Source organism: Pseudomonas onubensis, from assembly GCF_965653655.1.
Taxonomy (GTDB): Bacteria; Pseudomonadota; Gammaproteobacteria; order Pseudomonadales; family Pseudomonadaceae; genus Aquipseudomonas.
On record NZ_CBFHAZ010000009.1, the window covers coordinates 38821 to 60314 of the forward strand.

A 21494-nucleotide genomic window follows, 5' to 3' on the forward strand; every position below is an offset into this window, starting at 1 on the left:
CTGGATCGCACTTTTTTGTGGCGAGGGAGCTTGCTCCCGCTGGACCGCCTAGCGGTCCCGGATCTACGGCCGCTACGCAGCCGAACGGGAGCAAGCTCCCTCGCCACAGTGGTTACTCGATTTATTGAGGATTTCAAGATGACTAACATGATCCGCCCGGCCCTGAGCCTGCTGGTCCTCATGACCCTGATCACCGGCGTTGCCTACCCGCTGGTGGTCACCGGCGTCGCCCAAGTTGCGTTCCCCGACCAGGCCAATGGCAGCCTGGTGCGTGACGCCGAGGGCAAAGTGCGCGGCTCCAGCCTGATCGCCCAGGATTTTACCGGTGACAGCTGGTTCCACCCACGGCCATCGGCCGGCGCGTTTGCCACGGTCTCCAGCAGCGCCAGCAACCTGGGCCCAAGCAACCCGGCATTGGCCACGCGCATTTTTGATGACGCCAATAAACAACTGGTGCCAGGCCAGGGCCCGGTGCCTTTGGTCTCCCTGACGACCTCCGGCAGCGGCCTTGATCCACACTTGCCACCGGCGGCGATTGCCTATCAACTGGCGCGAGTGGCGGCGGCGCGAAATGTACCGGTGTCTACACTGCAGCGCTTGCTCGATGAGCACATCGAAAGCCCGCTGGTAGGGCCGCCGGTGGTGAATGTGCTGGCGCTGAACATGGCGCTGGAAAAACTCTGATCCCCTTGTGGGAGCGGGCTTGCTCGCGAATGCGGTGCGTCAGTCAACTAATCTGTTACTGACAGACCGCATTCGCGAGCAAGCCCGCTCCCACATTGGATCTTCAGTGACCTGAATACCTGAAGGAACTCCTAAGCATGAGCGACTCCGGCCGCGCCGATGCCCTGTTAGCCGATCTGCCACGGGACGGCCGTGGCCGGCTCAAAGTCTTCCTCGGTGCGGCGCCCGGTGTGGGCAAGACCTACGCCATGCTCCAGGCCGCCCACACCCAACTGCGCCAAGGTGTGCGCCTGATCGCAGGCGTGGTTGAAACCCATGGCCGCGCCGAGACCGAAGCCTTGCTCAGCGGCCTGCCGCAGCAACCCCTGCTGCGCAGCGAATACCGTGGTGTGATGCTCGAAGAAATGGACCTCGACGGCCTGCTCGCCGCCAAGCCCAAGCTGGTGCTGGTGGATGAACTGGCCCACAGCAATGCCCCCGGCAGTCGCCATGAAAAACGCTGGCAAGACATCCAGGAACTGCTCGCCGCCGGCATCAACGTGTTCTCCACGGTCAACGTCCAACACCTGGAAAGCTTGAACGATCAGGTGCGTGGCATCACCGGCGTGCAAGTGCGTGAAACCTTGCCGGACTGGGTGCTGCAAGAGGCCGACGAGCTGCTGCTGATCGACCTGCCGTCCCGCGAGTTGCTGGAGCGCCTGCGCGACGGCAAGGTGTATGTGCCGGAACAGGCCCGCGCCGCCATCGATGCGTTCTTCACCCAGACCAACCTCATGGCCCTGCGCGAGCTGGCCATGCAAACCGCCGCTGCGCATGTCGATGACGATCTGGCCCAAGGCTACCGCCAGCTTGGCCAGGCTGCTCCGGCGGTGCGCGGGCGTTTGCTGGTGGGCGTGGACGGTGATGCGCAGGCCGAACGCCTGGTGCGTCACGCCAGCCGCGTGGCCCAGCGTCGGCATTTGCCGTGGAGCCTGGTGCATATCGATAACGGTCGCGCGCGCGATGAGCAATCGCGCCTGCGCCTGCAAAATGCCCAGCAACTGGCTGAGCGGCTCGGCGGCGAAGTGGTGTTGCTGCGCGCCGGTGAAGTGGCCAAGACGCTGATCCAGCATGCCGCCGAACGCCGCGCCAGTCTGGTACTGGTAGGGCAGTCGCGGATGCGCTGGCGGCGCAGGCTGTTCGGCGGTGGCTTGGCGGCACGCTTGCTGCGCAATGCGCGGGGTTTGGAGATCAACGTCCTCGACAGCGACGACATGCCCGCGCCGCCACGCCTGCCGGATGTACGCGGGCTGGTGTGGTTCGACTATGGGCTGGCGGTGGTTGCGACCATCGTCGCGGCGGCGTTGGCATGGGCGGTGGCCAGTGTGTTGCCGCTGCCGAATATCTCGTTGGTGTTTCTTGCGGCAGTGCTGTTGGTCGGTGTGCGCAGCAGCCTGGGGCCGTCGCTGCTGTGTGCGGCGCTGTCGTTTCTGACCTACGACTTTCTGTTTATCCCGCCGAATTTCTCCTTCGCCATCCAGCGTGAAGAAGACGTGCTGACCCTGTTGTTCTTCCTGCTGATGGCCGCGCTGACCGGCAACCTCGCGGCGCGTCAGCGTCGGCAATTGCAGGCCCTGCGTGACACCCAGGAAGAAACCAGCGAACTGCTCGACCTGTCGCGCAAACTCACCGCCGCCACCGACCGCCAGGCGGTGATCAGTGCGGCGGCCCATCACCTGGAAGGCTGGAGTGACCTGGACCTGTGCCTGTTGAACCGAGACGGCCAGGGCGACTGGAAGGTCGAAACCGGCGCCGCGCTGAACCTCACCGAAGCCGAACGCGCTGCCGCCGACTGGGCCTGGCAGCATGATCAACCGGCCGGCATGGGCACCGGTACCTTGCCGTTTGGGCGTTGGTGGTGGTGGCCGCTGTCGGGCGAGGAGGGGCCGTTAGGCCTGCTCGGTGTCAGCCCCAAACCGGGCCTGGAATTGAGCGGCCAACGCCGACGTTTGCTCACCGCATTGAGCCAGCCGTTGGCTCAGGCTCTGGCGCGCGCGCAACTGGCGCAGGAGCTGGAGTCGGCGCGCCTGCACGGCGAAACCGAGCAACTGCGCAGCGCTTTGCTGGCCTCGGTGTCCCACGATTTGCGCACGCCGTTGACCTCAATGCGCGGCAGCATCGACAGCCTGCTGGCGCTCGGCGAAGCCATCCCACTGGAGGACCGCCGCGAATTGCTGGAAGGCACCCGCGATGAAGCCGAGCGCCTGGACCGCTATATCCAGAACCTGCTGGACATGACACGCCTGGGCCACGGCGCGCTGAAACTGGCGCGCGATTGGGTCTCGCCGGGTGATATCGTCGGCAGCGCCCTGGGCCGCTTGCGCGCGGTGCTGGCGCCGTTGCAGGTACACACTGACGTGCCGGCGCAGTTGCCGCTGCTGTATGTACACGCCGCATTGATCGAGCAGGCGCTGGTCAATGTGCTGGAAAACGCTGCGCGTTTCTCACCGCCCCACGGCCGTTTGCAGGTGAGTGCCGGCGTGGCCGATGAGCAGCTGTTTTTTGCCGTGGCCGACGAGGGGCCGGGGATCCCCGAGGACGAGCGTGCGAAGATCTTCGATATGTTCTACACCGCCGCCCGTGGTGATCGCGGCGGGCAGGGCACGGGCCTTGGCCTGGCGATCTGCCAGGGCATGGTGGGCGCTCACGGTGGGCACATCCGCGTCGATGACGGTATAGAAGGGCGCGGCACCTGCATCAGTTTATTCCTGCCGTTACCGACGCAACCTGGCCCGGAGCGCGAGCCTTGAGCTACCCTCTTTTTTCCACGGATTTTGATTGGACACCATGAGCCAAACCGCGACGATTTTAGTCATTGATGACGAACCGCAGATCCGCAAATTCCTGCGTATCAGCCTGGCCTCCCAGGGCTACAAGGTGATCGAAGCCGGCACCGGCAACGAGGGCCTGGCCCAAGCGGCATTGAGCAAACCGGATCTGCTGGTGCTCGACCTCGGCCTGCCCGACATGGACGGCCAGCAAGTGTTGCGCGAGTTTCGCGAGTGGTCGACGGTGCCGGTATTGGTGCTGTCGGTGCGCGCCAGCGAAGTGCAAAAAGTCGAGGCCCTGGACAGCGGCGCCAATGACTATGTAACCAAACCCTTTGGCATCCAGGAATTTCTCGCCCGTGTGCGCGCCTTGTTGCGCCAGGCGCCAGCGGGAGAGGCCCAGGAAGCGGCGTTGAGTTTCGGCCCGTTAACGGTGGACCTGGCCTATCGCCGCGTGCTGCTGGACGGTGCTGAAGTGGCCCTGACGCGCAAGGAGTATGCGGTGCTGGCGCAACTGGCGCGCCATCCTGGGCGGGTGATCACCCAGCAGCAATTGCTCAAGGATATCTGGGGGCCGACCCATACCGAAGACAGCCATTACCTGCGCATCGTGGTAGGCCATCTGCGGCAGAAACTGGCGGATGATCCGACGCAGCCACGGTTTATCGTGACCGAGGCGGGTGTGGGGTATCGGTTGTTGAATGCCTGAATTTATCGGTGCCTGAACCGGCGCCTTCGCCACACCCACACGTTCAACCCTGCTCACTCTCATACTTGTCCAACGTATCACTGGCAATTTCCCGCCCCAACGCGATCAACTCCGGCGCCTTGTAGAACTCGAAAAACCGGCACACCCGCTTCGGCACGTTGATCAGCACGTCCGGCGGGTAACCGGCAATCTTGTACTGCGCCAGCGAGGTCTGCATCACTTCGAAACTCTGGTTGATCAGGTCCAGCAGTGACGCGGGGCCGACGTTATCGATGATGAACGAGCCGGTCGCGGACTTCGGCGCACCTTGTTTTTCAGGCGCAGCCGCAGGTTGTTGGGCCTCGGGTTCGGCCGACTCCAGCCACGGGTTGATGTCGGCGGCCTGGGACTGCAAGGCTTCCTGCTCCAGCTTCATCAGTTGCTCGGCCTGCTTGCGCCGAAACGGCAGGTGCGAACCCAGTGATTTGGCCAGGCTGTTGAAGCGGCTTTTGAACGCCGGCGGACGCTGGATCACCGGCAGGTGATAGTGCTTCTGGTTGGTGGCGTTGAGGTTGACCGCGATGATCAAATCGCAATGGCTCGACACCACCGGCACGATCGGCAGCGGGTTAAGCAGACCACCGTCCACCAGCATGCGGTTGCCTTGCATCACCGGTGTGAACAGGCTGGGTATCGCCGCCGAAGCGCGCATGGCCTGGTGCAGGCAGCCTTCCTGAAACCAGATTTCCTGTTGGTTGGTCAGGTCGGTGGCCACAGCGGTGTAGGGAATACGCAGCTCTTCGATATTGATCTCGCCGACGATCTTGCGGATTTGCCCGAAGACTTTTTCGCCACGAATCGCCCCCAGGCGAAAGCTCACGTCCACCAGGCGCAGCACGTCCAGGTAGTCGAGGCTCTCGATCCAATTGCGGTATTCGTCAAGCTTGCCGGCGGCGTAGATCCCGCCGACCACGGCGCCCATGGAGCAGCCGGCGATACAGGCGATGTCGTAGCCGCGCCGTTCGATTTCCTCGATCACGCCAATATGGGCGTAACCGCGGGCGCCGCCGGAGCCCAGCACCAAGGCAACACGTTTTTTCATGAGCTGATCCTTCGCAAAACTGTGGCCCACAATGCGCCTACCGGCAGAGGGCATCAAAATATTTTTCCAGAATAGCCATAACGCTCGGGTATGCTCTGGCAATCGGCGCTTCTGATTTCAGGTTGTAGACAAGGCACTTTTCCTTTTGGGCAACGTCTACAGCCTACGACTGTTTTTCTATATTTGAGGTGTCATTGATGAAAGCCTGGATGTGTGTGCCTGTGATCGTGTTGGCCTTGGCCGGTTGTGCCGGCAAAACCGCGTACCGCGACAGCTGTGGCACGCAATTGGATGCGGCCTGGCACGAGCTGGATTTGGCCAAGGCCGAAGGCTTTGCCGGCACCGTGAGCTACTCTAAGGCTTTGTCGCTGTTGACCGGCGCCAAGACCCAGCAGCAATTCGAAGCGTTTGAAGGCTGTTCCAACAAGGCCGAGAAGGCGCGGTTCTATATTCGTGAGTCGCGCGCCGGGCGTTGATCCGTCAGCGGCGAATAGGGTTTCATCGTTAAGGGGGAAGGGATGTCAGCGCTGGTTGATCAGTTAGTCGCTCAGGTCATTGGCCTGGAAGTAGGGTTACTGAGCTGCCAGGCTCGCCTCGCCGCCGTCACCGACGATGAAGCCTTGCACGACCTGCGCACCACCGTGCGGCGCCTGCGCAGTTTGTTGCGCCCCTTGCGCGGGCTGCCGGGTGTCGAGCAGCTGGAATTAGCCGCCAGCACGGTTGGCCAATTGACTACGCCGCTGCGCGACCGCGAAGTACTGGCGGCGTACCTGCATCAGCACGGTCATCACGCGGCGGCCGAACGGCGCCTGCGTTTGCAAGCCGATGCCTATCGCCAGGTGGCGCAAAGCCCGGAACTCGCGCATTTGCTGCTGATCCTGGATGCCTTCCCGCGTTTTATCCGCGCCTCCCAACACCAGAAACTGCTCAAAGGCCTGCGCCCGCGCATCGAAAAGCGTCTGGCCAAGCAATGGCAGAAACTCGATGACGCCCTCAAAGACCCTGATCATGACCGCCACCGTCTGCGCCTGCTGATCAAGCGCGTGCGCTACGCGGCCGAAGCCTACCCGGAGTTGGACAAACTACCTGCCAAGGCGATGCAACGCCTCAAGCAAGCACAAGGCGCCCTGGGCGATTGGCACGATTGCTGGCAATGGCTGGCCCAGGCCGAACATCAACCCGACCTGCAGCCGTGCGTTGCGGTTTGGCAGCGCACCATGGCCAAGGCTGAACGCCAGGCGGATCGGGTACTGGACAAGCTCAGCGCGGATTGTTTCTAGACCGGTCCGGCTTTTGGCCGGAATACGCGCTGTGCCAGGCCGGCCCGCTGGTTAAGATCCCTGCATCGGTTTTCTGGATGTGAGGTTGCCATGCGCTTTTGTGATTTGCTCGATGCCGCCCGTAACAACCCGTTGGAAGTGACCATCCCCGCTGAATGGGCGCAGGGCCGCGCAACCTTTGGTGGCCTGGTGGCTGCCTTGCAATACGAAGCCTTGCGCGCCCAAGTGCCGGCGGATCGCCCTTTGCGTTCGCTGGCCATCACCTTTGTCGGCCCGGTAGCGCCGGATGTACCCGCCAGTTACCAGGTCGAAGTGCTGCGCGAAGGCAAAGCAGTCAGCCAGTTGCTCGGCCGTGTGGTGCAGAACGGCGAAGTGGCGACCTTGGTACAAGCCAGCTTTGGCGCAGCCCGCGAGTCGGTCATTGATGTAGCGAGCGAGCCGCCGCCGGTGTTCAAACACTGGGATGAGTGCCAGGAACTGCCCTATATCAAGGGCGTTACTCCCGAATTCATGCGGCACCTGGCGATGCGCTGGAGTGTCGGCGGCCTGCCGTTTACCGGTAATAAATCCCGCGATATGGGCGGCTGGGTGCGTTTGCGTGGGGACGTGAAGGAAGAGCCGCTGACCGAGGCGTATATTCTTGCCCTGGTCGATGCCTGGCCACCGGCCTTGTTGCCGCACCTGACCAAACCGGCGCCGGGCAGCACCCTGACCTGGACCATCGAGTTCATCCAGCCGCTGCAAAACCTGACCACCCTCGACTGGTGCCAGTATTACGTCAACATCGAGCACGCCCGCGACGGCTACGGCCATGCCGCTGCCGCGCTGTGGAGCCCGAGCGGCGAGTTGATCGCCATCAGCCGCCAGACTGTGGTGGTCTTCGCCTGACCCTCAGAAGTGCTGGCTGCCCTGGGCTTCCAGCGTGCGGCCGTGGCGTTGCAGCGCAACGCCCGCCATCAGGCCGACGACGCCGATGGCAACACTGGCCAGGCTGAAGCTGAACACGCCAGACACCATCAACAGAAAACCAATGATCAGCAAAGGCACGGCAAGCAGTTGCAGGCCCAGGTTAGTGGGGTGCTGGTGAGCCTGTGGCTGAGTGCGCCATTGCCAGGCGGGGAAGTTGGGGTGACGTTTGCCCATGATCATGAATCCTCTGTCCGTTGAAACAACATGGACAAAGTTTAGGTCGCGGGCACGTGGGACGGCGAATCAAGACTCGCTATGGAAGCCATAGCCAGCCTTGTTTGGCTTATAGCTTCAATTGCCCGATCGCCTTGCTCAATTCCCCCGCCAAGGTCGCCAGTTCGTTGCTGGTGGTGGCCGACTCCACGGTCTGTTGCACGGTGTTCTCGGTCACATCGCGAATGCTCACCACCGCGCGGTTCATCTCTTCGGCAACATGGCTTTGCTGTTCGGCGGCCACGGCAATCTGGGTATTGCTTTCGCGCATCTGGGCCACGGCGCCGGTGATTTCGGCGAGTGCGGCGCCGGCTTCCTGGGCCTGTTGCACGCAATCATCAGCCTTGAACGAGCTTTCTTGCATGAAGTCCACCGCATCGCGGGTGCCGGCTTGCAGTGCCGAGACCATGCGGGTGATTTCGTCGGTGGAGCTTTGCACGCGCTTGGCCAAGTTGCGTACTTCGTCGGCGACCACGGCAAAACCACGGCCCATTTCGCCGGCGCGGGCGGCTTCGATGGCGGCGTTGAGGGCGAGCAGGTTGGTTTGTTCGGCGATGCTGTGAATCACCCCGACCACGCCGTTGATTTTCTGACTGTCTTCGGCGAGTTTCTGGATCATTTCGGCCGTCTGCTGCACGCCGGTGGACAGGCCTGCGATAGAGCGCTGCACTCGGGTGACCACTTCCTTGCCGCTGCCGGCGAGGGTGTCGGCGGTCTGGGACAGGTCGCGGGTAGCGCCGGCATGCTGGGCGATATGGTAGACGGTGGCGGTCATCTCATTGATGGCGGTGGCGGCCTGGTCGGTTTCGCTTTGCTGGCCGAGCATGCCGTGCTGCACCTCGTTCATGCTGCTGGCCAGGCGCGCGGCGCCATCGTCGAGTTGCTGGGCGGTGCGCGCCACGGTGCTGACCACGCGCTGATAGCCGGCCTGCATGGCGTTGAAGGCGCTGGCCATCTGGCCAACTTCATCTTTGCAGGCCAGGGGCACGCGGGCCGACAGGTCGCCGGTCTTCTCTACGTGCAGCATCACGTCCTTGAGGGTGTTGAGTTGGCTGAGCAGGAAGCGGATCAGCAACTGCGAGGCGCCAAGCATCGCCAGCATCAGGATCAACACGGCCACGGCGTAGTTGGCGAAGCGTTCGCCGAAAACCTGGCTGAGGCTACGGCCGTAGGCGAGTACTGCGATTTGTTGGCCATCGGCACGGGTGACCACTTCGGCACCGATCAGTGGGTTTTCCCCGAGCACGGGCATGTGATTGAGCTCGACCCAACCGCTGGCGGTGCTCAGGGTTGAAAGATCTTGATCGGCCAACTGTGGGATTTGGCCGCGGGCAAAGGTCAGCCAATGTTCGTCTTTGGGTAATGGGCTGTTGGCCGGCCAGGCACCGAGTAGTCGTGCCTGGGCCTGGGCCGAAGCCCGGGACGCATCGCTGCGGGCCTGTTGTTCGAGCTGCACGGCATACAGCACCAGCAGCAGTGTGGTGATGAAAGCGACCGCATTGACGGCCCAGAATTTGTATTTCAGCGAGATATTGCTAAGCCAGGCACCCATGGAAGGTTTTCTCTGATAGCGGAAACAGCATTGGCAAGGTGCCATTATTGTGCCGCTACTCAGTAAACCGGTTTTGACATGGGTCAATGCGCCGCATCAATCCACTTGAGGTAGCCCAAAAAACGCACGGGAGCAGGCGGTGCTGTGCTCGGCCAGGTCTTCCAGCGTTTCATTGCGATGCAGTGCCACTTCACGCAGCACTTCGGGTAAATAAGCCGGTTCATTGCGGCCATTTTTCGGTTTTGGCCGCAAGGTGCGCGGTAGCAAGTACGGCGCATCGCTTTCCAGCATCAGGCGGCCCCGGGGAATTTCCCTGACCAGCGGATGCAGGTGCGTGCCACGGCGCTCGTCGCAGATCCAACCGGTAATGCCGATGTGCAGGTCGAGGTCGAGGTAGCTGAACAGCGCCTGTTGTTCGCCGGTAAAGCAATGCACCACGGCGGCGGTCAGGTGATCTCGGTAGTCCTTGAGGATTTCCAGCAGGCGCTGGTTGGCGTCACGTTCGTGCAGAAACACCGGCAGTTTCAGCTCGACCGCCAGGGCCAAATGCTCCTCGAGGACTTTTTCCTGCTGTGGGCGCGGGGAAAAGTCGCGGTTAAAGTCCAGCCCGCATTCGCCCACCGCACGCACGCGGCTTTCGTTGAGCAACGCACGCAAACGCTGGGCGCTGTCGCCGTTCCAGTCACTGGCCGAGTGCGGGTGGATGCCGGCGGTGCTGAACAGGCGTTGGCCGCTTTCATCGAGTTTTACGCACAGTTCCAGGGCCTGTTCGCTGCCGTCGACGCTGGTGCCGGTGAGCACCAATTGTTGCACGCCGGCGGCGTAGGCACGGTCGAGAACGGCCTGGTGCCTCTCGTCGAAACTGGGGTTGGTCAGGTTGACGCCGATATCAATGAGTTGCATGGTGCTAGCTCCGCCTGCGGCCGGAAAGCATATCAGAGCTGTAGATTTATAAGAAAAACTAAGAACTACAACGCGTTATAGCTGTCTTTGAACGTCGCAAGTGACATTGTGGTTGGCGCGCCGCCTGCCCCGACGCCACCGTTGCGTGCCTTGCCAGCGCTTGAAGCGCTCTGTTTCTGACCTCCAGCTTTTCGTCTTTCACGAAATGGCTGGCCAGTATTCTTTCCGGAGAGCGGATGATCCGACCCTCGGCGTTGCTTATGTTGTGCCTGACGTTACTGCTGCCCACGGCGGCGGTAGCGCGTCTGGACGGGCCGCTGGAAGTGACCAAGCCCGGCAAGGTCCGTGACCTGGCGCAGATCCGCTCGAGTCGCACCCTGCGTGTGTTGGTCAACCAGAGCCGTAACAGTTCCGGTGAGGTCCAGGGCCAGGCTATCGGGGTCGAATACCATCGCCTGCGGGCGTTCGAGCAATACCTGAACGGCCACGCCCGGGATGGAGAAGAAATCAGCCTCAAGATCATTCCCAAGGCCAAGGACCAATTGCTTGGCGCATTGGCCCGTGGCGAAGGCGACTTGGTGGCGCCGGGTGAATTACTCGATGTGAAGGCCACGCACAAGATCAGCACCAGTGACCCGATTGCCAGCGGCGTGCCGCTATGGCTGGTGGGCGTGAAGGGTGAGCGGCGGTTTACCAAGCTGGAGCAATTGTCCGGGCGCACCTTGGCGTTGACCACCGGCAGCGCGGCGGCGGATGCCATCAACCAGGTCAACCAGCAACTGGCGCTGCACAAGCGCCCGCCGGTAAAGGTGGAGTGGGTTGACCCGACGCTGGCCGTGGAGGATGTGTTGGAGATGGTTCAGGCCGGAATCTTCCACCTCACCATCGTCGAAAAGCCGATTGCCGAGCGCTGGTCGAAAATCCTGCCCAAGTTACGCTTTGATCGGCAGGTGGCAATCAGCGAGCCGGGTGACGAGTACTGGTTCGTGCGCCAGGATGCCTCGATGCTGCGGGCCAGTATTGATCGCTTCCTCAAGACTTACCGCACGCCGTCCGACCAGGACGTAGCGTTTCAGCGTATCTATCGACGTCTCTACCAAGTGCGCAATCCGCTGGCCCGTGCCGACCGTCAGCGCCTGGAGAAACTGCGTCCGGTGCTGCAAAAGCACGCCCGAGAGCAGGGCATGGACTGGCTGAACCTGGCCGCGCTGGCCTTCAAGGAGTCTGCCCTGGACCCTGGCGCGCGCAACAGCGGCGGGCCGACCGGCCTGATGCAGATCACCCCATCGGCGGCGCAGCGGGTAGGTGTGAACAATATCGAGAGCCTGGACAACAATGTGCAGGCCGGTGCGCGTTACCTGGCAATGATCCGCCGCAAGTTCTTCGCCAGCCCCAAACTCAACGAGCGCGAACGCATGGCCTTTGTGCTGGCGGCTTATAACATGGGGCCGGAGCGGGTCCAGGGTATGCGCGCAGAGGCTCGCCGGCGGGGCTTGAACCCCAATCAATGGTTCTTCCAGGTCGAACGCATTGCCATGGAACAGGTGGGAATGGGCGGCGTCAGCTATGTTAATAGCGTGAACAAGTATTACTTGGCGTTTGATCGGGAGCGGGAATCCCTGGAACCGTCGACGCCGAAAATTGCCTCACGAAAATAATCGGTTTTATCGATAAGTATTAGGCGATTTTTGCGCTTTTATCATAGTCTGATCCGATTAATATAGCGGCCAACCAACCCCTACTTTGAAAAGGATTCTCACCATGAGCCCACTGATCACTCGTATTCTGTCCACCCGCGCCGGTTACGGCCTGACCATCCTGCGAATTTTTGTCGGCATTGTTTTCGCCGCCCATGGTTCGCAAAAACTCTTCGGCTGGTTTGGCGGCGGCGGTTTGGCCGGCACGGCGCAGTACATGGAAAGCCTGGGCCTGACGCCGGGCACACTGATGGCAGTGCTGTCAGGTGGGACTGAGTTCTTTGCCGGCCTGGCTTTGATCATTGGCTTGCTGGCACGCCCTGCGGCATTGGGCCTGGCGTTCCTGTCGCTGGTGGCGATCTTCTCGGTGCATATCCATAACGGCCTGTTCATGGCCAACAACGGTTATGAGTTCGCCTTGGCCTTGCTCGGCGGTGCACTGGCGGTGCTGTTCGAAGGCGCCGGCAAACTGTCCGTCGACCGCGCCATCGCCCACTGAAGACCCGCGTAACCCCCTGAAAAAGCCCGCCATGAGCGGGCTTTTTCATTGCTCGGGATTCTTGACAGCGCCCCACCGGCTTCTCTAGGATGCTGCTCATGCGCCGATTTAAACAGCTAATTGCGGGGCGCCACTGGGACTCAATGCAGCCCGACAGAAGCATGCACTCATCAAGAGTCAGGTTTCGAAATACCGCTAAAGCGCTGGTTCGGTGTTGCCTCTCACCTGCCCGCAGACTTTTGAGGCAGAGACACGACACGATGAATGCACTACGCCCCCTCATACGCCTGGCCCCGATCACCGCGGACCTGACTCAACGCAACCCCAAAATCCTGCTGGGCGGTAAGCATCAGCCGACCTTGCTGCGTTATCTGGACGGCTGGCCGCGCCGTACAGGGCGCCCCTCAGCGTTTCTGATCCAGTTTGTGGAAGATGGCGATTCCCTGGCGCGTTTTGCCAGCAACAGCTTTGACCTCGCCGTTATCCAGGCGCCCAGTGCGGACGATGCCGAGGAGGTGATCCGCCAACTGACGCGCATCGCCCGGCAAGGGCTGATTGCGCGTCGTTGACGGCTCATCAGTGAACGACAACCGCCGACCGGCGTCGCCGGTGGTAGAGGAACACTGCCCAGGCGATCAGGCATAACGACAGCGGTACTGCGCCAATCATCAGCAACTTGAGGTTGCGTTCCGCTCGATGCACCGGTGCATACGCCTGGACCCTGAGTGAATGCAACTCCATGGGCAGCCGCAGTCGTTCCTTGTTGAGCGCCTGCAATTGGATAGTGGTGTCCACCGCGCGGGTGCCGAAGCCAGTACTCGGTGGATTCAAGCGTTGCCATTCCTGCTCGGTTTGCTCAAGACGTCTTTGCAGTTCCCCGGCTTTTTGCGCATAAGCCTGCTCGGCAGCCTCGCGCAGTTGCTCCAGTGCGTGGGGAGAATGGCTGACGCTGGTACGCGGTTGAATGTTTGCGAGCATGTCGGGCGCGGCAAGATTATCCAAGGTATTCAAGACAAACATCACATTGCTATTGGGCGCAGAGTTGATCACCGCGTCCATCAGCAAATCGGTATCGGCGACCACCACTACATCGATATGTGCAGCTTTTTGCAGCCCGGCAGGTTGTCCGTCAATGCCATCTGGAAAGGCCGAGTAGGCGGGGCCTTCGAGGCGCGCCGCGATCATATGGGGTTGCGCGGCAGCCGGTATTCCTTCATCCAGTAAGTCGGCTGCAGGCGTTGCTGCAAAGCGGCCTGCATCCAGCAGTGTGGAGCGCCTGGAGCTTTGCAACAGAGGCGTGAGTGTGGTGCGGCTTTTTCTCACGCGCGACAGCGCACCGCTGCTCGATACGATGACCGTATCCAGTTTCCAGGCACTCACATCGTTGGCCGCCATCGCTTGCCGTGGCAGGTTCAGCTTGGCCGGGTGCAGTACGGTTGGCGCGCCTGAGCCAAAAGCGTGATCGACCAACAGCTTGTCCGCCGGCATCTGAATGCCCCACGCCGCCAATAGCCCATCCAGCCTTGTGTCGGCGGGCTTGGCGTTGGTCTCGGCCTCGCTCACCGGGTCAATGAAGAGCATCAGTTTGCCACCCCTGAATACAAACTGTTCAATCGCATACAGGGTTTGTTCCGGCAGGGCGCGCGGGTGCACAACCATCAGGGTTTTGATCGATTCGGGCACTGTCGGGGTGCTTGATGCCAGGCCAATCAGATCAAAATGCTGATGCATCTGTGCCAGCAGCTGTTCGCCAGACGCGTTCAGTGCCAACCCCGTCAATACGCCGACGGTGGGAGGCTCGGGGTGCATCAGTTGGTGGATCAGATGACTGATTTCGTACTCAAGCAAGGGCTCGTCATCCAGGCGCAGTACATCGATACGTTGTGCGGGCTGGCCTGCACGGGTGCCAATGAGGCCAAGAAAGCCTTGCTTGTCATCCAATCCGAACAGGCCGGCCTTGTAGGCATCCTCTGAATAAGGGGTAGGATCTATAACATGTAGGTTAATCATGCCCTTTGATGCTTTTTCGAACTCTTTGAGTAAATCTGCCACTCGTTCGCCATAGCGGTTTATTGTCTGGCTTCTTCTCGGGTCATTGCTTGAGTTGAAGTAATACAAATCCAGTGGGTGTTCCAGAGTGGCAAGCAGTTGTCGCACAGCGGGCGATAAAGTGTGGATTTTCTGCTGTGAGAAGTCCCAGCGGATATTCGGTAGTTTGCCGACCCACGCGAGATTGAATGCAAGGAAAAGCAGCAGTATGACCAGCAGTGTCATACCCGTACTCAGAGTGGAACGCATCGTTTGCTTTCCTTCTCAACTGGTTTTGTAATTGAGCGTGACTGTGGATGCCGAGAGAAAGGCAAGGATCATGCTGATGTAGTACAAGGCGTCATGCAGTGTCAGTTTGCCGTTGTCGATAGAGCCGAAACGCGAAATCGGGTTAATCGAGACCAGGCTGTCTACTACCCAGATTGGTGCCTGATGTTCTAGTGCGTCCAGCACCGATGAAAGTCCGCTGGCTGCCAGTAACATCACCACCGTCACCAGAAATACAGCCAAACGTTGGTGGGTCAGGGCAGAAGTAAAACATCCGACAGAAAGATAGGCGCCGGCCAGCAACCAACTGGCTAGAAACTGTGAAGAGATAACACGGTTGTCGGCGGTGCCGAGGTAGTTGGCGAGGATCACCAGTGGGAAAGTCAGCAACAATGCAATACCGCACACGACCCACGCCGCCAGAAACTTTCCGATTACTCGCTCTACGCTGGTGATGGGCAGGGTTTTGAGCATGTGGCGCATGCTTGCGTGGTGTTCGTCCGACCACAATTGCGTCGACAGCATGGGAATCAGCAGCAGGTAGAGCCAAGGGTGCAATTGGAAAAACACCTGCAGGTCGCCGCTGTCCTGTTCCAGCCAATTGCTTGTATACAGCCCCAGGGTGGCGCACAACACCAGAAACGCGGCAATACCCAGGTATGTGCTGGGCGTACAGGCATAACTGGCCAGTTGGCGCTTGAAAATGACGGGCAGCAGTTTCAAAGGTTGACCTCGTGGCTCAGATGCTGAACCACTTCGTTCAGGCGACCCGGCTCCAGATTCAGTGACGTTATGTTCCAGCCACGGCTGGCGATTAGTGCGTTGATATGGGGGTAGATGGCGTGCCCGGGCATGGCCAGAACCGTCACGGTGCCGGGTGCATGCCGGTCCTCTTCTATGCCCGCTACGCCGGGTAATACGGCAAGGGCGAGTAAATCCAGGGGTGTTTCTGCGGCCAGCGTGACGGCTCGGTAATGCCGGGAGTTGCGCTGCAAGTCGGGCAGCGGTGTGTCTGCCACAAGGTGCCCGCCGGCGATAACCAGGGCGCGCGTGCAGAGGCCGGACAGGTGGTCGCAGTGCCGGGAGGCAATGATGACTGCCATGTCTTCGGTCAGCGCCTGGATAAGTGTCTTGAACCTGAGCAGTTGATCCGGTGTGAGCCCCTCGGTCGGCTCATCCAGTAACAACAGGCCGGGGTTGTGCAGGATCGCCTGGGCGATGGCGACTCTGCGTTTCAGGCCGATCGAAAGCGTAGCAAGCGGTGCATCGAGCACCCGTGACAACTCCAGGCGCATGGCGGCCCGATCAACACGGCTGCGTTTTTCGGCACCGCTGAAGCCGCGAACGGCAGCAATGAAATTGAGCACGCCTTTAACCGACAGTGACTGATGGCTGAGGCCGCCCTGGAGTTGATAACCGAGGTTTTTTTGCGCCTGCAGTGGCTGCGTTTGAGTGTCGAAGCCCTGGACCGTCACATGCCCCGCAGAAGGTTTGGCGAGCCCGGCTATTACGCTCAGTAGAGTGGTCTTGCCTGCACCATTCTCCCCGAACAGGCCTATGCATTCCTGGCGTTGGGCACAAAATGAGACATTAGTGATGACGTTTCTTTTACCCAAACGCTTTGTCAGGCTGCTTATCTCGAGCATCTTTTTACCGAATAAGTTTTGCGAGGCGTAGGAACATTTACCGTCATATACGGTGAGCGCCAGGAAGGTTACGTTTAATCATTGGACTTGGGAACGTGGGGACATGTTTATCAGATAAGTCCTACGCCGCAGCGCCTAACTTGCTGAAACAATTGCGTTGTTCCGAGGTTTGTTAACGGCCGGGTGTTTATCTGGCGTTTATATAAGGTTTACTCTTTCGCAATAAGGCCTGAATATCATGATGCTTCTTCGCACGCTTGTTCTTGAACGCAGCGGTCAGGACACACCGATCAACGGTGCACTACTTTGCGGGTTTGCCGTTGCACAGACCGATTCAAACTTTCTGGTCTATAGCCTGGATGAAGAGACCGAACCTGGTAACTCCAGGGTCTATATCGCGGCGCTCCGCAAGAAACTCGATCGGTATTTCCTGGGTGGGGTCGAGTCCAAGGGAGATCTGCAAGTTGCCATGCAAGTGTTCAAGCAAATCCTGATGGCGGCTGCGGCCTCCGGAACCAAGACCGGCACTGTCAGCGAATCCTCGATCCCTTTCCATTTCATTGATTTGAAAGGCTGCAAGTTACCGCCCGCCAGACCGGAAGATCATCATTCAATGATCATCAAGAAGGGCCTGGTGATGAAGGTCATTACCCTGGGCATGTCTGCGCCCGCACTGCCGGCCATCGAAAGTGCTTCGTTGATCGTGCCTTCGATTCGCTTCTCGTCGCAGATGATTACCCCGCCCAGGCCCTCCAACCCAGCCAATTCCTCTGAGCCGCCGGTTTGCGAGCCGCTCAAGGCGCAACCACTGGAGACAGCCGTCGCGATTGCCCAGGCGCAGGAGTTGGAGCCAGCACCAGAACCAGAGCCGGAACCAGAGTCGGAACCGGAATCGGTCGAACTCAGTGCGCCGCCGGTTCAGGTTGAGCCGGCCGCGCCTGCACCGCGCCCACTTGCGCCGAAGATGGAACATGCCTCGTTGGTTGAGATGGACAGCACGTTGACCAGCCTGGCCAAGGTCGCCCAAGAGCTTACGCAACAGCAGCAAGCGGCAATCGAGCGCGAGGAAATGCTTGAGCAGTGGCAGGCACGACTCGAGCAGGAGCAGAGCGAACTGGAAGAAAAGAACCGGGCGTTGCAACAGCACTCAGCGCAGTTGCATGAGCGCGACCTTGAGGTTGGCAAGACGGCTGAGAAGTTGACGCAGGCACTGTCGCAGGTGGCGGGGATACGCCAGCGCTTGCAGGGTGTGCTCCTGGAGCTGGATCAAACCCTGGATGGCCAGGCTTGAAGCCGATGTGTTCTGCGGTCTGGCTACTTTTCAGGGTTCATTTATCATCAACCCCAGCCGGCCGGCGCCAGGGCGTGATGCCTTGGCGTATCGGCACCATTGGACATTGTCTGGGGATGCACGCGTTTGAGTACCAAGCTGATTACCAAAGAAGGTCATGAAGCGCTAAAAAAAGAGCTGGATTACCTGTGGCGTGAAAAACGTCCGGATACCACCCGCAAGGTGACCTGGGCGGCGTCCCTGGGCGATCGCAGCGAGAATGCGGATTACCAATACAACAAGAAACTGCTGCGTGAGATCGATCGGCGTGTGCGTTACCTGCGCAAGCGCCTGGAAGACATGCGGGTGGTGGAATACATGCCCGAGCAGGAGGGCAAGGTGTTTTTCGGCGCCTGGGTCGATATCGAAAACGAGCAGGGCGAGACCAAGCGGTTTCGGATTGTGGGCTATGACGAAATTTATGAACGCATGGATTACATCTCCATCGATTCACCGATGGCCCGGGCGCTGCTGCGCAAGGAAGTCGACGATGAGGCCATGGTGCAGACGCCGACCGGCGAGGTGTGCTGGTGGATTACCGGTATCGAGTATGTGAAGTAAACGCTGGCCGGCACGCCGTCGGGCGTGCTGGCCAGCGCTGGGTTCAACCTTCGCGCAACACCGTCAATGGGCTGGCATTCAACGCGCGACGCGTACCGAATACACCCGCGCCGCCGATCAGCACGGCACCGATCACCGGCAGCAATAGCAACCACGGGTGCGGATGCCACGCCAGGTCAAAGGCGTAGCGGTACAGCACCCAGGTCACCAACTCGGTGCCCAGGGCTGCCAGCAGGCCACTGACCGCGCCGAGCAAGCCGAACTCAATCCGCCGTGCCTTGACCAGCAACTTGCGCTCGGCCCCCAGAGCACGCAATAGCGCACCTTGGCGAATCCGCTCATCCAGGGTGGCCTGCAGGCCCGAAAACAACACGGCCATGCCCGCCGCCAGCACAAACAGCAACACGTACTCCACCGCCAGAGTCACTTGGGCGAGGATGCTGCGCAGCTGCTCCAGCAAGGCTTCGACCTGCAGGATGGTGACGGCCGGGAACGCACGGGACAGGTCGACGATCTGCTGGTCATGCCCGGGTGCCAGGTAGAAGCTGGTCAGGTAAGTGGCCGGCAGGTCCTTCAAGGTGCCGGGCTGGAAGATCATGAAAAAGTTGGGCTGGAAATTGTCCCAGTTGATGGTCCGCAGGCTCGTGACCCGTGCTTCGCGGTTCTCGCCACCGACGGTGAACACCAGGTGATCATCGAGCTTGAGCTTCAGGCTTTCAGCGACCTTGGCTTCCACCGATACGCCTGGGATGCCATCGCCCGGTTGCTGTGACCACCAAGCGCCTGCGGTGAGGACGTTGCCCGGTGGCAGGTCGGCTGCCCATGTCAGGCTCAGGTCGCGCTGCACAGCGCGGTCACCGCTGGAGTCCTTGCTGACAATCTCCTGCACCGGCTCGCCATTGATGCTGATCAAGCGGCCCGGCACCACCGGGTACAGCGGCGCCGCTTGCGCTTGCAACTCCAGCAGGCGGGCGCCAAAGGCGTCTTTGTCGGCCGGCAGGATGTTCAGGGCGAAATAGTTGGGGGCGTCCTTGGGTAGCTGGTTTTGCCAGGTGTCGAGCAATTCGCCGCGCAGCAGGGCGATCAAACCCATGGACAACAGGATCAAGCCAAACGCCAGGGACTGGCCGGCCGCTGCCAAGGGGTGGCGCAGCAGTTGGCCCAAGCCCAGGCGCCAGGGCAGCGAGGCGCGGGCCAATAGCCGACGCAGGCTTTGCAGCAACAACAACAGCAGGCCGCCGAGGATCAGCGCGGCCATCACGCCACCGCCGAGCAACGCGAAGGTCAGCACCAGGTCGAGGCTCAGTCGCCACATGATCAGGCCCAGGGCGAACAGCGCAGCGCCATACACCATCCAGGTGCTGGAAGGGATCGGCAGCATGTCGCGCCGCAAAACCCGCAGCGGCGGCACCCGGCCCAACGCTGCCAGGGGCGGTAGCGCGAAGCCGGCGAGGGCGACCAGCCCGGTGCCGATACCCGCCACCGCCGGCAATAGCCCACCGGGCGGCACGTCGGCGGGCAGCAGGTCATGCAGGAAATAGAACAGGCCAAATTGCGCCAACCAGCCGAGCACGGCGCCGGTGAGGCTGGCCAGCAGGCCGAGTACGCTCAATTGCAGGCTGAACAGCAGCATTGTTTCGCGGCGAGACAAACCCAGGCAGCGCAGCAGCGCGCTGGCGTCGAAACGGCGGCTGGCAAAGCGGTTGGCCGACAGCGCCACGGCCACGCCGGCCAACAGCACTGCCACCAGGCTGGCCATGTTCAGGTAACGCTCGGCCTTGCCCAGGGCGCCGCCGATCTGCTGGTTGCCGTCACGCGAATCCTGCAAGCGCTGGTTGGCGGCAAGGCCGGGCTTCACCAGGTCGCGATAGGTTTGCAGCGCCGTGCTGCCCTGGGGCGCACGCCACAGTTCGCGGTAGCTCACGCGGCTGCCGGGTTGCACTACGCCGGTGGCATCCAGGTCGGCGAGGTTGATCATCACCCGTGGCGTGAGGCTATAGAAGTTACCGGCGCGGTCGGGCTCGTAGGTCAGGATGTGCGTCAACCGCAGGGTTTTCATGCCCACGTCGATGCTGTCGCCGACTTTGAGGTCCAGCGCGGTCAGCAGCCGTGCTTCCACCCAGGCTTCGCCGGGTTTGGGCCCGCCTCCCGCGGTTTCTGTGCCGAAGGGCTCAGTGGCGCTTTTAAGTTCGCCGCGCAACGGGTACTGCTCGTTGACCGCCTTGATGCTGGAGAGCTGGATGCCGTTATCGGTCGCGATAACGCTGGAAAACTCAACAATGCGTGCGTGATCCAGGCCCAGTTCGGTCCCTGACCTTATTTGCTCGGGGCGGGCGGGTGAGCTGCCTTCGAACACCAGGTCGGCACCGAGGAATTCGGTGGCACGCAACAGCATGGCGCCGTTGAGGCGTGCGCCGAAGTAGCCGATGGCGGTGCTGGCCGTGACGGCCACCAGCAGGGCGAAAAACAACACGCGCAACTCGCCGGCGCGGGCGTCGCGCAGCAATTGGCGCATGGCAAGGCTGAACAGGCGCAACAGCGGCAAACGTGCCATCAAGGCTCCAGGGGCGCGACCATCAGGCCGGCTTCAAGGCGGATCAGGCGACGGCAACGGTGGGCCAGGCGCTCGTCGTGGGTGACCAGCACCAGGGTCGTGCCGCTTTCTTTGTTGAGTTCGAACAGCAGGTCGCTGATGCGCTCGCCGGTGTGGCTGTCGAGGTTGCCGGTGGGCTCATCGGCAAACAGCACGTCCGGTTCGGCGGCAAAGGCCCGGGCGATGGCGACGCGCTGTTGCTCGCCACCGGACAGCTGGCGCGGCGAATGGGTCAAGCGTTGGCCCAGGCCCACCCGTTCCAGCAGGTGGGTGGCGCGCTCGCGGGCGTCTTTGCGCCCGTCCAGTTCCAGCGGCAGCATGACGTTTTCCAGCGCATTGAGGCTGTCGAGCAGTTGGAATGACTGGAAGACAAACCCCACGTGCTCGGCGCGTATGCGTGCACGCTGGTCTTCGTCGAGGGTGCTCAGGGCTTGGCCTGCGAGCGTGACTTCACCGCTGCTGGGCAGGTCAAGGCCGGCCAGCAGGCCGAGGAGGGTGGATTTGCCGGAACCGGAGCTGCCGACGATAGCCAGGCTATCGCCCTTGTTCAGTTCCAGGCTCAGTTCGTGCAGGATAGTCAGTTCACCTTCCGCGCTGGGAACCACTTTGCTAAGGTTTCGCGCGGTGAGAATGCTTGCGCCCATGGAGAATCCG

General features: G+C 61.2%; 19 protein-coding genes and 1 pseudogene. 11 read left to right on the plus strand and 9 right to left on the minus strand.

What is annotated here, in order from left to right; genetic code table 11:
* Positions 1–138: 138 nt before the first annotated feature.
* The 3 genes from kdpC (at position 139) to ACTD9P_RS05075 (ending at position 4200) form a co-directional block, all read left to right on the plus strand.
* Complete coding sequence (gene kdpC, locus ACTD9P_RS05065) at positions 139–684, plus strand: potassium-transporting ATPase subunit KdpC (protein ID WP_438866912.1); 546 nt, start codon at positions 139–141, stop codon at positions 682–684.
* A 137-nt stretch (positions 685–821) separates the two neighbouring features.
* Positions 822–3473, plus strand: a complete 2652-nt coding sequence (locus ACTD9P_RS05070) for a DUF4118 domain-containing protein (RefSeq protein ID WP_438866913.1) — start codon at positions 822–824, stop codon at positions 3471–3473.
* A gap of 37 nt (positions 3474–3510) precedes the next feature.
* Positions 3511–4200, plus strand: coding sequence for a response regulator (locus tag ACTD9P_RS05075; protein ID WP_017136125.1), 690 nt, complete (start codon positions 3511–3513; stop codon positions 4198–4200).
* Positions 4201–4243: 43 nt separating this feature from the next.
* Here ACTD9P_RS05075 and ACTD9P_RS05080 read toward each other — a convergent pair whose 3' ends face one another.
* Complete coding sequence (locus ACTD9P_RS05080) at positions 4244–5281, minus strand: patatin-like phospholipase family protein (protein WP_200432799.1); 1038 nt, start codon at positions 5279–5281, stop codon at positions 4244–4246.
* 197 nt (positions 5282–5478) lie between these two features.
* Between ACTD9P_RS05080 and ACTD9P_RS05085 the strand changes: the two genes are divergently transcribed.
* The 3 genes from ACTD9P_RS05085 (at position 5479) to ACTD9P_RS05095 (ending at position 7449) form a co-directional block, all read left to right on the plus strand.
* Positions 5479–5757, plus strand: coding sequence for a hypothetical protein (locus ACTD9P_RS05085; protein ID WP_010176194.1), 279 nt, complete (start codon positions 5479–5481; stop codon positions 5755–5757).
* A gap of 42 nt (positions 5758–5799) precedes the next feature.
* Positions 5800–6561: a CHAD domain-containing protein gene (locus ACTD9P_RS05090; RefSeq protein WP_438866914.1), complete on the plus strand. Its 762-nt coding sequence runs from the start codon at positions 5800–5802 to the stop codon at positions 6559–6561.
* A gap of 90 nt (positions 6562–6651) precedes the next feature.
* Positions 6652–7449 (plus strand): acyl-CoA thioesterase, encoded by a 798-nt coding sequence (locus tag ACTD9P_RS05095; protein ID WP_438866915.1) that lies wholly within the window; start codon positions 6652–6654, stop codon positions 7447–7449.
* A gap of 6 nt (positions 7450–7455) precedes the next feature.
* On the opposite strand, the pseudogene ACTD9P_RS05100 reads toward ACTD9P_RS05095, so the two are convergent.
* The 3 genes and pseudogenes from ACTD9P_RS05100 to ACTD9P_RS05110 all read right to left on the minus strand — a co-directional run.
* Positions 7456–7704 (minus strand): annotated as a pseudogene (locus ACTD9P_RS05100) (terminase); the annotation flags it as partial.
* A gap of 109 nt (positions 7705–7813) precedes the next feature.
* Positions 7814–9295 (minus strand): methyl-accepting chemotaxis protein, encoded by a 1482-nt coding sequence (locus tag ACTD9P_RS05105; protein ID WP_438866916.1) that lies wholly within the window; start codon positions 9293–9295, stop codon positions 7814–7816.
* Between the two features lie 96 nt (positions 9296–9391).
* On the minus strand, positions 9392–10198 hold the full coding sequence (locus ACTD9P_RS05110; protein WP_438866917.1) for a TatD family hydrolase: 807 nt from the start codon (positions 10196–10198) through the stop codon (positions 9392–9394).
* A 236-nt stretch (positions 10199–10434) separates the two neighbouring features.
* Between ACTD9P_RS05110 and ACTD9P_RS05115 the strand changes: the two genes are divergently transcribed.
* The 3 genes from ACTD9P_RS05115 (at position 10435) to ACTD9P_RS05125 (ending at position 12963) form a co-directional block, all read left to right on the plus strand.
* Positions 10435–11856, plus strand: a complete 1422-nt coding sequence (locus tag ACTD9P_RS05115) for an MltF family protein (RefSeq protein ID WP_438866918.1) — start codon at positions 10435–10437, stop codon at positions 11854–11856.
* A gap of 103 nt (positions 11857–11959) precedes the next feature.
* On the plus strand, positions 11960–12394 hold the full coding sequence (locus ACTD9P_RS05120) for a DoxX family protein (RefSeq protein WP_056857202.1): 435 nt from the start codon (positions 11960–11962) through the stop codon (positions 12392–12394).
* Positions 12395–12654: 260 nt separating this feature from the next.
* The gene (locus tag ACTD9P_RS05125; RefSeq protein ID WP_438866919.1) at positions 12655–12963 is read left to right on the plus strand and encodes a class I SAM-dependent methyltransferase; all 309 of its coding nucleotides are present in this window, start codon (positions 12655–12657) and stop codon (positions 12961–12963) included.
* 7 nt (positions 12964–12970) lie between these two features.
* On the opposite strand, the gene ACTD9P_RS05130 is transcribed toward ACTD9P_RS05125, so the two are convergent.
* Genes ACTD9P_RS05130 through ACTD9P_RS05140 form a run of 3 tightly spaced genes read right to left on the minus strand, consistent with a single transcriptional unit; the run spans position 12971 to position 16356 of the window.
* On the minus strand, positions 12971–14692 hold the full coding sequence (locus ACTD9P_RS05130) for a Gldg family protein (protein WP_438866920.1): 1722 nt from the start codon (positions 14690–14692) through the stop codon (positions 12971–12973).
* 15 nt (positions 14693–14707) lie between these two features.
* Positions 14708–15433: an ABC-2 transporter permease gene (locus ACTD9P_RS05135; protein ID WP_438866921.1), complete on the minus strand. Its 726-nt coding sequence runs from the start codon at positions 15431–15433 to the stop codon at positions 14708–14710.
* Positions 15430–16356 carry an ABC transporter ATP-binding protein gene (locus ACTD9P_RS05140; RefSeq protein ID WP_438866922.1) on the minus strand — a complete coding sequence of 309 codons (927 nt, stop codon included), beginning with the start codon at positions 16354–16356 and terminating at the stop codon, positions 15430–15432. The genes ACTD9P_RS05135 and ACTD9P_RS05140 overlap by 4 nt, the downstream gene beginning before the upstream one ends.
* Before the next feature lie 238 nt (positions 16357–16594).
* On the opposite strand from ACTD9P_RS05140, the gene ACTD9P_RS05145 reads away from it, so the two are divergent.
* Both ACTD9P_RS05145 and greB read left to right on the plus strand, forming a co-directional pair.
* Positions 16595–17647, plus strand: a complete 1053-nt coding sequence (locus ACTD9P_RS05145; RefSeq protein WP_438866923.1) for a hypothetical protein — start codon at positions 16595–16597, stop codon at positions 17645–17647.
* A 126-nt stretch (positions 17648–17773) separates the two neighbouring features.
* On the plus strand, positions 17774–18247 hold the full coding sequence (gene greB, locus ACTD9P_RS05150; protein WP_056857197.1) for a transcription elongation factor GreB: 474 nt from the start codon (positions 17774–17776) through the stop codon (positions 18245–18247).
* A 43-nt stretch (positions 18248–18290) separates the two neighbouring features.
* Here the strand turns inward: greB and ACTD9P_RS05155 are convergent, their stop codons facing one another.
* Together ACTD9P_RS05155 and ACTD9P_RS05160 are read right to left on the minus strand one after the other, a co-directional pair.
* On the minus strand, positions 18291–20801 hold the full coding sequence (locus ACTD9P_RS05155) for an ABC transporter permease (protein ID WP_438866924.1): 2511 nt from the start codon (positions 20799–20801) through the stop codon (positions 18291–18293).
* A complete protein-coding gene (locus ACTD9P_RS05160) occupies positions 20801–21484 on the minus strand; it encodes an ABC transporter ATP-binding protein (protein ID WP_017136140.1) in 684 nt (227 codons plus the stop codon). Before ACTD9P_RS05160 ends, ACTD9P_RS05155 begins: the two co-directional genes overlap by 1 nt.
* Between the last annotated feature and the right edge of the window lie 10 nt (positions 21485–21494).

Excerpts from the sequence above, each read along its gene's own strand:
- ACTD9P_RS05160 (WP_017136140.1), bottom strand. The coding sequence starts at position 21,484 with ATGGGCGCAAGCATTCTCACCGCGCGAAACCTTAGCAAAGTGGTTCCC.
- ACTD9P_RS05075 (WP_017136125.1), top strand. The coding sequence starts at position 3,511 with ATGAGCCAAACCGCGACGATTTTAGTCATTGATGACGAACCGCAGATC.
- ACTD9P_RS05155 (WP_438866924.1), bottom strand. The coding sequence starts at position 20,801 with ATGGCACGTTTGCCGCTGTTGCGCCTGTTCAGCCTTGCCATGCGCCAA.
- ACTD9P_RS05140 (WP_438866922.1), bottom strand. The coding sequence starts at position 16,356 with ATGCTCGAGATAAGCAGCCTGACAAAGCGTTTGGGTAAAAGAAACGTC.
- kdpC (WP_438866912.1), top strand. The coding sequence starts at position 139 with ATGACTAACATGATCCGCCCGGCCCTGAGCCTGCTGGTCCTCATGACC.
- ACTD9P_RS05090 (WP_438866914.1), top strand. The coding sequence starts at position 5,800 with ATGTCAGCGCTGGTTGATCAGTTAGTCGCTCAGGTCATTGGCCTGGAA.
- ACTD9P_RS05070 (WP_438866913.1), top strand. The coding sequence starts at position 822 with ATGAGCGACTCCGGCCGCGCCGATGCCCTGTTAGCCGATCTGCCACGG.
- ACTD9P_RS05125 (WP_438866919.1), top strand. The coding sequence starts at position 12,655 with ATGAATGCACTACGCCCCCTCATACGCCTGGCCCCGATCACCGCGGAC.
- ACTD9P_RS05130 (WP_438866920.1), bottom strand. The coding sequence starts at position 14,692 with ATGCGTTCCACTCTGAGTACGGGTATGACACTGCTGGTCATACTGCTG.
- ACTD9P_RS05115 (WP_438866918.1), top strand. The coding sequence starts at position 10,435 with ATGATCCGACCCTCGGCGTTGCTTATGTTGTGCCTGACGTTACTGCTG.
- ACTD9P_RS05145 (WP_438866923.1), top strand. The coding sequence starts at position 16,595 with ATGATGCTTCTTCGCACGCTTGTTCTTGAACGCAGCGGTCAGGACACA.
- ACTD9P_RS05085 (WP_010176194.1), top strand. The coding sequence starts at position 5,479 with ATGAAAGCCTGGATGTGTGTGCCTGTGATCGTGTTGGCCTTGGCCGGT.
- ACTD9P_RS05105 (WP_438866916.1), bottom strand. The coding sequence starts at position 9,295 with ATGGGTGCCTGGCTTAGCAATATCTCGCTGAAATACAAATTCTGGGCC.
- ACTD9P_RS05095 (WP_438866915.1), top strand. The coding sequence starts at position 6,652 with ATGCGCTTTTGTGATTTGCTCGATGCCGCCCGTAACAACCCGTTGGAA.
- ACTD9P_RS05080 (WP_200432799.1), bottom strand. The coding sequence starts at position 5,281 with ATGAAAAAACGTGTTGCCTTGGTGCTGGGCTCCGGCGGCGCCCGCGGT.
- ACTD9P_RS05120 (WP_056857202.1), top strand. The coding sequence starts at position 11,960 with ATGAGCCCACTGATCACTCGTATTCTGTCCACCCGCGCCGGTTACGGC.
- ACTD9P_RS05110 (WP_438866917.1), bottom strand. The coding sequence starts at position 10,198 with ATGCAACTCATTGATATCGGCGTCAACCTGACCAACCCCAGTTTCGAC.